We start from the raw sequence: 12134 nt of genomic DNA, 5'->3' as shown, positions 1-12134 counted from the left end.
AAGGCGGGTGGCTGCACTTCAGCACCGATCAGCTCGTCGAGCAGGCCGTGGAGTCGAAGGATCGCGGCATGGGCGGGGTCAAGATCAAGGTCGGGATGCCGAAGGGGCATCAGGATCTCGAGCGTCTGCGCGCCGTGCGCGACGCCGTCGGTCCCGGGATGGACATCATGGTCGACGCGAATCAGTCGTTCACGGTGTCGGAGGCGATCAGGCGGGCTCGCCTGTTCGAACAGGTCGACGTCTTCTGGTTCGAGGAGCCGCTGCCCGCCGAAGACATCGAGGGGCATCGGCTGCTCGCGCGGTCCACATCGGTGCCCATCGCCGTGGGGGAGAGCATGTACTCGCTCGGACATTTCCGCGAGCACCTGCAGCGGGGCGGCGCATCGATCGTGCAGGCCGACGTCGCCCGGGTCGGCGGCATCACGCCGTGGCTCAAGATCGCGCACCTCGCCGAGTCGTTCAACGCGCCCGTCGCTCCGCACTTCCTCATGGAGCTGCACGTGTCACTCGTGTGCGCGATCCCGAACGCCCTGTATCTCGAGCACATCCCGCAGCTGCGGGCCGTCACGAACGGTGAGCTGCGCATCGAGCACGGCCGAGGATGGGCGCCCACCGCGCCGGGGCTCGGCATCGCGTGGGACGATGAGGCGCTCTCCGGTCTGGCCGTCTCATGACGGGGCATGACGAGACGGCTCGTCTCTCTGCGGATCGCGTCGCGATCGGACGCGGCGGCCTCGCGGTGCCACCGCTGGGCTACGGGGCCGCAGCTCTCGGCAATCTCTATCGGGCGCTCGACGACCATGCGTGGCCGGAGATCGTGCCGGAGGCCTGGCGCCGCGGCATCCGATACTTCGATGTCGCCCCGCACTACGGTCTCGGACTCGCGGAGCGGCGGCTCGGCGAGGGCCTGCGCTCGGTGCCCCGCGACCAGATCGTCGTTTCGACCAAGGTCGGACGACTGCTGGTGCCGCAGGCTGCCGAGGGCCGCACCGATCTCGAGAATCTGTTCGATGTGCCTGCTGACCACCGTCGTGTGCACGACTACTCGCGTGACGGCGTGCTGCGATCGATCGAGGACTCGCTCACGAGGCTCGGTCTCGACCGCATCGACATCGTACTGGTGCACGACCCCGACGACCACGAGCGCGAGGCCCTCGACGGTGCGTTCCCGGCGCTGAGCGAACTGCGCGACCAGGGAGTCATCACGTCGTTCGGCGCTGGGATGAATCAGAGCGCCATGCTCGCCCGCTTCGTGCGCGAGACCGATGCCGACGTGATGATGGTCGCCGGCCGGTGGACCCTGCTCGATCAGGGCGCCTCCGACGATCTTCTGCCGCTCGCCGACCGGCGCGGTGTGAGCGTGCTGGCCGCGGCGGTCTTCAACTCGGGGATCCTCGCGACGGATGATCCCGGCGACGACGCGACCTTCGACTATGGACCGGCTCGGGGAGCGGTGATCGCCCGGGCTCGTGAAATCGCCGAGGTCGCGCGCAGCCACGGCCGCACACTGCCGGAGCTCGCGGCGCAGTACCCGCTCACGCATCCGGCCGTCGCAGCGGTCGTGATGGGCGGAGCGGATGCGGGTCAGGTCGGCAGGAACGCCGGCCTGCTCGAGCGATCGGTACCGGACGACGTGTGGTCGGAACTCGCAGAACTCGGCCTGATCAACCGATCGGCCGTCGCGGAGCGGCAGTCGTGAGCACCGAGAGGGCCTCCCGTACGATGAGACACATGTTCGGCGACGACGAGGCACGCGGACCACGCCCGCTCCCCGTGCGGCGCGCGCTCGTCGACGACGTGTACGACGCGGTGCTCGGCCTTCTCATGGATCGGGTGATCGAGCCGGGCGCGCGCGTCAACATCGACGCGGTCGCGCGGGACCTCGACGTGTCGCCGACTCCCGTGCGCGAGGCGCTCACCCGCCTCGAATCAGAGGGGCTCGTGGTCAAGAGGGCGCTGAAGGGATATGTCGCCGCATCGCTGCTCGACACGGCGGGGCTCCGCGATCTGTATGACATGCGCGAGCTGCTCGAGCCCGAGGCCGCGCGTCGGGCATCGGTGCACCTCGACGAGGCGACGACCGCAGAGCTCGGCGAATCCGTCGCCCAGATGCGGGCGGCATCCGCCCCCGACGAGGACGAGAGCTTCCGCAATTACCGACGCTTCATCGACGAGGACCTGCACTTCCACCACCTGATCGCCGAGAGCGCGCAGAGCCCGCTGCTCGCCGAGGCGATCGTGAGACTGCGCGCCCACATGCACCTCTACCGCCTGAACTTCCGCCACGACTTCGAGGACGACACCGTGCGCGAGCACGAGAGCATCCTGGAGGCACTGCGGGGAGATGACCCCGAGGCCGCCGCGGCGGCGATGCGCACGCACATCGAGCAGTCGTACGATCGGCTCGGCCCTGCCCTCGCTCAGCGCGACGACAGGTGAGACGCAGCCGCCGACGGGGCGACGGATGCGGCGGAGGAGAGCCAATTCGCTCCCGTGGCCTTACGACTTCCTCACGCCAGGTAAACTGATATACGACACCCGCCCGCCTGTGCCGATCCCCCGGCCGACGAGCCTTGAGGAGCCGCGTATATGCTGACGCTCCTCGCTGTGTTCCTTCTCGGGTCGATCCTGATGCCCGTTCTGGTGCGCTGGCTGGGGTCTCAGGCATTCGCCGTCGCCGCTCTCATTCCCGCAGCGGCATTCGTCCACGCGCTCGTGCTCACGCCGCAGGTGCTCGACGGGCCCGCGCCCTTCGTCTCGGTGGAGTGGATCCCGCAGCTCGGTCTGAACCTCTCGATGCACATGGACGTGCTCGGCTGGGTCCTGACGCTGATCGTCTCGGGCGTCGGCGCGCTCGTGCTGCTCTACTGCCGCTGGTACTTCCACGACGACTCCGCGGGCATCGGGCAGTTCGCCGCGGTGCTGCTCGGCTTCGCCGGCGCCATGTACGGTCTGGTGCTCACCGACGACCTGGTCATGCTCGTCATGTTCTGGGAAGTGACGAGCATCCTCTCGTACCTCCTCATCGGACACTACCGACGCCGTGCGGCCAGCCGACGTGCCGCCCTGCAGGCTCTTCTGGTGACGACCCTCGGCGGTCTCATCATGTTCGTCGGCGTCGTGCTGCTCGTGGTCGACGCCGGCACCTCGAGCATCCGCGAGATCCTCGAGCTCGCTCCGACCGGCGCGATCGTCGACGCCGCCGTCGTGATGCTGCTCATCGGCGCGATCAGCAAGTCGGCGCTGTTCCCCTTCCACTTCTGGCTGCCCGGTGCGATGGCTGCGCCGACCCCCGTGAGCGCCTATCTGCACGCGGCCGCCATGGTCAAGGCCGGCATCTACCTGATCGCACGGTTCGCCCCGATCTTCGCGTTCACCGGACCCTGGCGCCCGATCATCATCACGCTCGGCGTGATCACGATGCTGCTCGGCGGCATCCAGGCGCTGCGCGAGACCGACCTCAAGCGCATCCTCGCGTTCGGAACGGTGAGCCAGCTCGGGTTCTTCTCGATCGTCGTCGGCTACGGCACCCAGGCGACCGCGCTCGCCGGCCTGGCGCTCGTCATCGGACACGCCCTGTTCAAGTCGGCGCTGTTCCTCATCGTCGGCGTGATCGACCGTCAGCTGTCGACCCGTGACATCACCGAGCTCAGCGGCGTGGGGCGCCAGGCGCCGGTCATGGCCACAGCGGCATTCATCTCGGTGGCATCGATGGCGGGCATCGCACCCACCCTCGGTTTCGTGGCCAAGGAATCGACCCTCACGGCGTTGCTCGACGACGCGTTGCACGGTTCCCCCTGGGGTCTCGTGGCGATCATCGGCGTGGTCCTCGGTTCCATGCTCACTGCGGCATATGGCATCCGCTTCCTGTGGGGTGCGTTCTGGACCAAGCGCGACGCGATGGGCGACCGCCTGCCCGACACCGCCTGGCCCGACCCGCCCGTCGGCTTCCTCTCGGCTCCGATCATCCTCGCCGGCCTCACTCTCGCCGCCGGAATCGGCGCCCCCGCGCTCGACACGGCGCTGCAGGGCTACGCCCTGACGGCGACGCCCGGTCTGGACGCCGAGGGCGTGGCGTCCGAGGGCCCAGGCCATCTCGCGCTCTGGCACGGGTTCGAGCCCGCGCTCGGCATCTCGATCCTGACGATCCTGCTCGGCGCGGGACTCTTCCTGCTGACGATCCGCACGGGGTGGGACCGCAAGGCCCGCATGATCCCGTTCACCGCCGCAGACGTCTACTACCTCGTGGTGCGCGGCGTCGACCGGCTCTCGGTGCTCAGCACGACGCTGACGCAGCGCGGTTCGCTGCCCGTCTACGTCGGCACGATCTTCGTGGTGTTCGTCGCGGCCGAGATCACCGCGCTGCTCGCGAGCGACATCGATCGGTTCCAGCTGTCGGCGTGGCACACCCCCGCGCAGCTCGTGGTCGCTCCGCTCATGGCGGTCGCCGGTGTGCTCGCGGTGCGGGCGCAGAAGCGGTACACGGGTGTCGTGCTCGTGTCGATCACCGGCCTCGGCATGGTGGTGCTCTTCGCGACCAGCGGCGCCCCCGACCTCGCGCTCACGCAGATCCTCGTCGAGACCGTCACGATGGTCACGTTCGCCCTGGTGCTGCGTCGACTGCCCGCGCGCATGGGCGAGCACAACGCCTCCGTCGGTCGCATCCCCCGCGCCCTGCTGGGCGTGGGCGTCGGACTCACGATGGCGCTCGTCGCGATCGTGGCGACCCAGTCGCGTGTCGCCGAGCCCATCTCGACCGGCTTCGCGAAGCTCGCCTACGAGATCGGCCACGGCAAGAACGTCGTGAACGTCGCGCTGGTCGATCTGCGTGGCTGGGACACGATGGGTGAGCTGTCGGTGCTCGTGCTGGCGGCGACCGGTGTCGCGTCTCTCGTGTTCGTCACGCACCGCGCCGACATGCTCGCCGCGACCAGGACGCTGCCGAACTCGAGACGACGGGCGAGCCGTGCGCGTCCTCTCGTCGAGACGACCGAGGGCGTGCGGTTCCAGACCGCTGAGAACGAGAGCAACCCCCGCGCCTGGCTGGTCGGCGGCGCGAAGGTCAAGCCCGAGAACCGGTCGATCCTGCTCGAGGTGATCGTCCGCATCCTCTTCCACACGATCATCGTCGTGTCGATCTTCCTGCTGTTCGCCGGCCACAACCTGCCCGGTGGTGGTTTCGCGGGCGGTCTGGTCGCGGGCATGGCGCTCGTGATGCGGTACATCGCGGGCGGACGCTGGGAGCTCGGAGCCGCGGCGCCCACGGACGCCGGCCGCCTGCTCGGCACCGGCCTGATCCTCGCGGTCGGCACGGCCGTCGTCCCGCTGTTCTTCGGGATGGCCCCGCTCACCAGCACGTTCTGGGAGTGGGAGATCCCCGGAATCGGTCACATGGAGTTCGTCACCTCGACCGTCTTCGACGTGGGCGTGTACCTCGTCGTCATCGGTCTGGTGCTCGACGTGCTGCGCAGCCTCGGCGCAGAGGTCGACCGGCAGTCCGCAGCGCTGCGTGAGTCTCAGGGCATCGGCCCGCGGGGCGGGGTGAGCATCTGATGGACATCTCGCTGACCCTGATCGTGATCATGGCCGTGCTCTTCGCGTGCGGCGTCTACGCCATGCTCGAGCGCAGCCTGACGCGCGTGCTGATCGGGTTCCTGCTGCTCGGCAACGCCACGAACCTGCTGCTCCTGATCGTGATGGGTGTTCCGGGCAGCGCCCCGTTCTACGGAGCCGAGGGCGAGATCAGCGATCCGCTGCCGCAGGCGCTGACGCTCACGGCGATCGTCATCACCTTCGCCGTCTCGGCGTTCCTGCTCGCGCTGATCTACCGCTCCTGGCAGCTCGGCCAGGCTGACACGGTCGAGGACGACGAGGCCGACATCGCACTGCGTGAGCGCACGGATGCCGACGAGGACCTCATGGAGGACGAGGCCGACACGGCCGACGACGAAGCGACGACCGACTTCGTCGGTGTGGACACCTCACCCATCACCGTGCTGCACATGCGCGACCACCCCGCGATCCACGATGACGCACCGGTCGATCGACCCGCCTCGTACGAGTCGGATGCCGACGGCGGCAGGGATGCGGATGCCGGCGCGCGCGCGGATGCGGATGCCGGCGGCGATCAACGCCGCGAACACGGACCAGGCGAAGCCCGCGACGAACGCACGGATGAAGGGGAGGACCGCCGATGAGCGCTCTCGTTCCCCTTCTCGTCGCCGTGCCGCTGCTCGGCGCCGCGATCACCCTGATCTTCGGGCGCAACGCGCGCCTGCAGGTCTTCGTGACCGTGGCGACGCTCGCGGTGGTCTCGGTGATCGCCGCGGTGCTGCTCGTGGCCGTCGACTCCGGCGCCCCGCTGGCAGTGTCGGTCGGAGGCTGGCCGGTGCCCTTCGGCATCGTGCTCTACGTCGACCGCCTCGCCGCCCTGCTGGTGCTCATCTCGAGCATCGTGCTGCTCGCGGTCCTGCTGTTCTCGATCGGACAGGGTGTCGCCGACGGCACCGACGAGACCCCCATCTCGATCTTCAACCCGTCGTACCTGATCCTCGCGGCGGGAATCTTCAACGCCTTCATCGCGGGCGACCTGTTCAACCTCTACGTGGGCTTCGAGATCCTGCTGGTCGCGTCGTACGTGCTCATCACGCTCGGCAGCACCGAGTCGCGCATCCGCACCGGCGCCGTGTACATCGTCGTGTCGCTCGTGTCGTCGATCCTCTTCCTCGCGTCGATCGCGATGATCTACGGCGCGCTCGGCACGGTCAACATGGCGCAGATCGCCGAGCGCATGACCGAGATCCCGCAGGAGACGCAGCTGGTGCTGCACCTCATGCTGGTGGTCGCGTTCGGAATCAAGGCCGCAATCTTCCCGGTGTCGTTCTGGCTTCCCGACTCGTATCCGACGGCTCCGGCCCCGGTCACCGCGGTGTTCGCCGGCTTGCTGACCAAGGTCGGCGTCTACGCGCTGATCCGCACCGAGACGCAGCTGTTCGCCGACAACAGCATCGACACGCTGCTGCTCATCATCGCGCTCGCGACCATGATCGTCGGAGTGCTCGGTGCGGTCGCGCAGGCCGAGCTCAAACGAATCCTCTCGTTCACACTCGTGAGCCATGTCGGATACATGATCTTCGGCCTGGCGATCGCGACACCCGCCGCGATCGGCGCGACGGTGTACTACATCGTCCACCACATCATCGTGCAGACGACCCTGTTCCTCGCCGTCGGGCTCATCGAGCGTCGGGCGGGCAGCACGTCGATCCTGCGGGTGAAGGGGCTGCTCAAGGTCGCTCCGGTGATCGCGGTGCTCTACTTCATCCCCGCGATCAACCTCGGCGGACTCCCGCCCTTCTCGGGCTTCATCGGCAAGTTCGCGCTGTTCGAGGCCGCGGCATCCGTCGGCACGCCCCTCATGCTCGTGCTGATCATCGGCGGCATCGTGACCTCGCTCCTCACCCTCTACGCGCTGATGCGCGCCTGGAACCTCGCGTTCTGGCGCGAGGAGGAGGACTCGAGCGAGACCGAAGGCCGCATCTCGTACCTCGGCAACGCGCCGGCGGCCGACGAGCAGCAGGAGCGCCGCCGCATCCCCCGCATCATGACCGTCGCGACCGCCGGCATGGTCGGCGTGACCGTCGCGCTGACCGTGTTCGCCGGTCCCCTCTACGCGCTCTGCGACCGCATCGGCGCGGCCCTGCTCGAGCCGGTGAGCCTCGTGCAGCTGGAAGACGAGGTGGACGGATGAGCCGCACCACCCGTCGTCACATCTGGCGCGACATCGGCGTGCAGCTGCCGTTCCTCGCGTGGCTGATCGTGCTGTGGATGCTCCTGTGGGGGCAGTTCACGGTGCTCGCGTTCCTGTCGGGTCTGGTCGTGGCGGTGTTCGTCACGCGTGTGTTCCGCCTGCCGACCGTCGAGCTGTCTGGCCGCATCAACGTCTGGTACGCGGCGCTGTTCGTGGTGCAGTTCCTGCTCGCGATGTTCCGTGGGGCGCTCTCGGTCACGGCCCAGGTGTTCGACTTCCGCCGGCAGCCGGGCGCGGCGATCATCGCGGTGCCGCTGAAGTACGCGGACGACCTGATCATGACCCACGTCTCGGTCGTGTCGTCGCTGATCCCCGGATCGCTCATCGTCGAGGCCGACCGCGACCGGCAGATCCTGTACCTGCACGTGATCGGGGTGCGGAACAGGGCCGACGTCGAAAAGCAGCGCGAGGGCGTGCTGCGGTGGGAACGTCGCGTCGTCCGTGCGCTGGGAGCCCCCTCGCAGTACCGTGCCCTGAAGGCCGATGAGCGTGCAGCGAAGGGCGGTGTCCGATGAACATCCTGATGCTGGCGATCTCGGTCGTCTTCGGCGTCGCGGCCATCCTCACGATCATCCGCATCGTGCGGGGCCCGTCGATCCTCGACCGCGCCGTCGCCTCCGACGTGCTGCTCACCGAGGTCATGTGCGTGCTCGGCGCGGAGATGGCGATCAACGGCCACACGCGCAACATCCCGGTCATGCTGATCATCGCGGCGGTCGGCGTCTTCGGCTCGATCGCCGTCGCCCGCTTCGTCGCGAGAAGGGACAACACGACACCATGAACGTGTTCGGTCTCAGCATCCCCGACTCCGTGATCGACATCGCGGTGCTCGTGCTCATCCTGCTCGGAGCCATCCTCTGCCTCTCGGCCGCGGTCGGCCTGCTGCGCTTCCGTGACGTGCCCTCGCGGCTGCACGCGGCCACGAAGCCGCAGGTGCTCGGTCTCGTGCTCATCTGCCTGGCGATCGCGGTGTCGATGCGCACGGTGGGCGGAATCCTGGTCGGACTCGCGCTCGTCGCTCCGATCGTGCTCATGCAGTTCGCGACCGCGCCGCTGTCGGCGCACATCGTCGGACGCCAGGCGTATCGCAACGGCACGACCGACGAGCGGAGTCTCGTGGTCGACGAGCTGGCAGAGTCGAAGCAGACCCCGCCGGCCGCGGGCTGAGGAACGGGCGGACAGATGTCGACACCGCAGGGATGGTACGACTCCGGCACACCCGGACGCCAGCGCTGGGGGGACGGAGCGCAGTGGACCGCGCATGAGCGGGAGACGCCGCCGACGACTCCCGCCATGGGCTGGTACCAGGTGCAGGGCACGACCGACGTCCGCTGGTGGGACGGCGCGATGTGGACGCCGTACCGCGTCCGCAAGGGCAAGCCGCGGCCCGATGCGCTCGCGGTCGAACCTCCCGCGATGGGGCTGGTCCTCGGCATCGTGTTCCTCGTGCTGGGGCTGATGCAGGTGACGGCGGCCGTGATCACGCAGAACCCGGGCAACTTCGTGCTTCCGGTGCTCCTGACGGCGGTCGGCGCGCTCTGGCTCTGCGGCGCCGCGTACTCCCGAGCCATACGCAGGCTCCCCGTTCCGCAGTCGGCACCGGTCGTCGACGCGGTCGTGCGACCGCTGCCCGGCGAGGTCGACGGGCCGGACGCCGGGTGGTATCCGATGACCCGGCAGGCCAGCCGGTGGTGGACCGGTTCCCAGTGGAGCTGGTACCTCGGCACGCGGTTCGGCGTGCGTCCCGGCCACGCAGGCCCGCGTGGCTACCTCGTCTCGATGATCGCCGGCTGGTGCGTGACCGCGATCGCGGTGCTCGGTGCGATCGTCGCGGTGGTCGCGGGCTTCATGGAGCAGGGGCCTGTCACGCTGTTCCTGATCGTCTTCGGGATCGCCTTCGCCGTGATCATGGGCGCTCTGGGCGCGTTCGCCCTGTTGCTGACGCGGTCGCGCCGCAACGCGCTGCTGCTGCCGACGACGCCCCCGCCGCTCCGCTGAGGCGGGCACCGACTGACTCGCGACCACCCATGCTGAGTCGTGAACGGAGCGACGGCGGGACCGAGCTCAGAGACGGTCGGCGAAGTCCTGGATCAGCGCCGCGGCGGGCTCGGAGTCGCTGATCAGCGTGCCGTGACCGTGATCGGGGATCACCCGCAGGTCGGCGCCGGGGATCTCGTCGATGATCTCGCGGCACCAGCTCATCGGCGCGAGGGGATCGCTCTCTCCGCGCAGCACGAGCACCGGGCAGTCGATGCGGGCGAAGGCCCTCTCGGGCTGGTGCGCGATCGTGGCCTTGATCTTGCGTATCAGGTGGGGTCCGCCGCGCAGGTACTCCCGCGCTCCACGCCAGATGACGAGAGGGCGCTCGCCGACGAGGTCGGTGAGCAGATAGCTGGCCTGAGCGCCGAGGTTGCGCGCCGCCTTGTTCACGGTCGGGCCCGCGAGCACGACGCCCTCGACGAGCGCCGGATGCCGTGCGGCGAGCTCCGCCGCGATCTGGCTGCCCATCGAGTGGCCGATGACGACCACGGGCTTCTCGCCGGTGTGCCGCAGATAGGCGGCGACGAGGTCGGCGTGACGCTCCATGGTGAGGGTGCGGGTCGGCTCGGGGGCCTCGCCGAAGCCGGGCAGGTCGAGCGCGACGACCCGACCCTGCAGACGCTGCACCACGTCGAGGTAGACGCTGCGGCCCATGCCGATGCCGTGCAGCAGCAGGAACGTGCGCTGGCCCTCGCCGAACGACTCGGCGATCAGCGTCGCGCCGGCGTGCTCGAACTCCAGAAGGGTGACGGGCGTTCCCTGGGGGGCGAGATAACTGGAGACCACCCATCCACGTTAACCGAGCGGAGGGCCACCGACGAATCCCGTCGACGCACGGGCATGCCGATACACCGAGAATCAGACGAGGGGTCGCGTGCGAGGATGAAGGGTGACCTCGCACGACCCCGACGCCGATCAGACCGCTCCGGGAGAGACGGCGAGAGGCGCGAAGCCGGGACTCCTCGCCCGCATGAGCGCGAGCCTGAGCGACCCGGTGCTCCGGGCGCTGTTCACCGCGACGGCCGTCTCGCGCGTCGGTCGTGGGGTCTTCCTCGCGGTCACGGTGCTGTTCTTCACTCAGATCATCGGGCTCTCTGCGGCTCAGGCCGCGGTCGTGCTCGCGGTGTCGAGCGGATGCGGCGTCGTGGCGTCGTTCCTCGGCGGGTGGCTCGCCGACAGGTGGAGCGCTCGTCGGCTCGCCTTCACGTTCGAGCTCCTCGGCGGTCTCCTGCTCGCCGCGTACGCGTTCGCGGGCGACTTCGTCTCGGCGCTCGTGCTCGCGAGCCTCGGTGGCTTCTTCGACTCGATCGGTCATTCGGCGCGCTCCGCGATCATCGCGCGCGGCTTCGCGGCCGACCGCCGGGTGCATGCCCGGGCAGTGCTGCGCACGGTCACCAACCTCTCGATCGCGGCGGGATCGGGCTTCGGTGCGATCGCCCTCGCACTCGGCACTCCCGAGGCATACCGCATCGTGATCGCGAGCGCGGGTGTCGTGTGCGCGCTCGGCTCGCTCCCGCTGCTGCGCCTCACTGCTGCGGTCGACGCACCGGCCAGGGCGCGGTTCGGGCAGGTGCGCACCGAGACCGGGTCCATCGACACGGATGCCGCGGCGGCGGCCCTCTCGGAGCGCAGGGACTGGAACCGGCGGTCGCCGTGGCGCGATCCGCGCTACCTGCTGCTGACCGTGCTGTCGGCGGTCTTCGGGATGCAGTTCGGCGTGGCCGAGCTGGGCATGCCGCTCTGGGTGACCGAGAACACCGACGCGCCCGAGGTGACCGTGGCGCTGCTCCTGATCGTGAACACCACGCTGGTCGTGCTGTTCCAGGTGCGGGCCTCGAGGGGCACCCATGAGCTGCGCGTCGCGGGCCGGGTGACGATGATCGCGGGCTGGCTGATGGTCGCCGCGTGCATCATCTATGCGCTCGCGGCCGGTCTTCCCACCTGGGCGGCCGTCGCCGTGCTCGTGCTCGCGATGGTGGCGCACACGTTCGCCGAGATCCTGTCGCAGGCCGGCGCCTGGGGGCTGAGTTTCGAGCTCGCCGACCAGGTGCGCGCGGGTGCGTATCAGGGTGTGTTCGGCATGGGCTTCTCGCTCGGCGCGCTCGCCTCGCCGATCGTCGTCAACGCCACGGCGATCACCTACGGATTCGCCGGATGGGCGATGCTCGCCGCGATCTTCCTCGCCGCCGCGTTCGGCATCTGGGTCATCGCACGCCGCGCCGCCGCGGCATCCGCCCCGCTCGCGGCCTGACCGCGGCATCCGCCCGACCGGCGACCGAGCGCGAGC

The 12134-nt window shown here is 69.2% G+C and carries 12 protein-coding genes; 11 read left to right on the top strand and 1 reads right to left on the bottom strand.

Features of this window, described 5'->3' with window-relative positions; translation table 11 throughout:
• The 10 genes from RTM68_RS13320 to RTM68_RS13275 all read left to right on the top strand — a co-directional run.
• A partial coding sequence (locus RTM68_RS13320; RefSeq protein WP_312171681.1) for an enolase C-terminal domain-like protein occupies nt 1-674 on the top strand: 674 nt, incomplete at its 5' end.
• A complete protein-coding gene (locus RTM68_RS13315) occupies nt 671-1699 on the top strand; it encodes an aldo/keto reductase (protein WP_312171679.1) in 1029 nt (342 codons plus the stop codon). The genes RTM68_RS13320 and RTM68_RS13315, both read left to right, overlap by 4 nt.
• A gap of 32 nt (nt 1700-1731) precedes the next feature.
• Nucleotides 1732-2439 (top strand): GntR family transcriptional regulator, encoded by a 708-nt coding sequence (locus RTM68_RS13310; RefSeq protein WP_312171678.1) that lies wholly within the window; start codon nt 1732-1734, stop codon nt 2437-2439.
• Nucleotides 2440-2589: 150 nt separating this feature from the next.
• A complete protein-coding gene (locus RTM68_RS13305) occupies nt 2590-5553 on the top strand; it encodes a Na+/H+ antiporter subunit A (protein WP_312171675.1) in 2964 nt (987 codons plus the stop codon).
• Nucleotides 5553-6197 carry a Na(+)/H(+) antiporter subunit C gene (locus RTM68_RS13300; protein WP_312171673.1) on the top strand — a complete coding sequence of 215 codons (645 nt, stop codon included), beginning with the start codon at nt 5553-5555 and terminating at the stop codon, nt 6195-6197. Before RTM68_RS13305 ends, RTM68_RS13300 begins: the two co-directional genes overlap by 1 nt.
• Nucleotides 6194-7747: a Na+/H+ antiporter subunit D gene (locus RTM68_RS13295; RefSeq protein WP_312171670.1), complete on the top strand. Its 1554-nt coding sequence runs from the start codon at nt 6194-6196 to the stop codon at nt 7745-7747. Before RTM68_RS13300 ends, RTM68_RS13295 begins: the two co-directional genes overlap by 4 nt.
• Nucleotides 7744-8322: a Na+/H+ antiporter subunit E gene (locus RTM68_RS13290; RefSeq protein ID WP_312171667.1), complete on the top strand. Its 579-nt coding sequence runs from the start codon at nt 7744-7746 to the stop codon at nt 8320-8322. The genes RTM68_RS13295 and RTM68_RS13290 overlap by 4 nt, the downstream gene beginning before the upstream one ends.
• A complete protein-coding gene (locus RTM68_RS13285) occupies nt 8319-8588 on the top strand; it encodes a monovalent cation/H+ antiporter complex subunit F (protein WP_312171664.1) in 270 nt (89 codons plus the stop codon). The genes RTM68_RS13290 and RTM68_RS13285 overlap by 4 nt, the downstream gene beginning before the upstream one ends.
• A complete protein-coding gene (gene mnhG / locus RTM68_RS13280) occupies nt 8585-8974 on the top strand; it encodes a monovalent cation/H(+) antiporter subunit G (protein WP_194764456.1) in 390 nt (129 codons plus the stop codon). Before RTM68_RS13285 ends, mnhG begins: the two co-directional genes overlap by 4 nt.
• A gap of 15 nt (nt 8975-8989) precedes the next feature.
• Nucleotides 8990-9805 carry a DUF2510 domain-containing protein gene (locus tag RTM68_RS13275; protein ID WP_312171661.1) on the top strand — a complete coding sequence of 272 codons (816 nt, stop codon included), beginning with the start codon at nt 8990-8992 and terminating at the stop codon, nt 9803-9805.
• Nucleotides 9806-9871: 66 nt separating this feature from the next.
• Here the strand turns inward: RTM68_RS13275 and RTM68_RS13270 are convergent, their stop codons facing one another.
• Nucleotides 9872-10633: an alpha/beta hydrolase gene (locus tag RTM68_RS13270; protein ID WP_312171660.1), complete on the bottom strand. Its 762-nt coding sequence runs from the start codon at nt 10631-10633 to the stop codon at nt 9872-9874.
• 103 nt (nt 10634-10736) lie between these two features.
• Between RTM68_RS13270 and RTM68_RS13265 the strand changes: the two genes are divergently transcribed.
• Nucleotides 10737-12098 carry an MFS transporter gene (locus tag RTM68_RS13265; protein WP_312171659.1) on the top strand — a complete coding sequence of 454 codons (1362 nt, stop codon included), beginning with the start codon at nt 10737-10739 and terminating at the stop codon, nt 12096-12098.
• The last annotated feature ends 36 nt before the right edge of the window (nt 12099-12134 follow it).

This window comes from Microbacterium sp., assembly GCF_031988965.1.
Classification (GTDB): domain Bacteria; phylum Actinomycetota; class Actinomycetes; order Actinomycetales; family Microbacteriaceae; genus Microbacterium.
The sequence above is the reverse complement of the archived record's forward strand: the minus strand, read 5'-3'. Positions and strand labels throughout refer to the sequence as shown.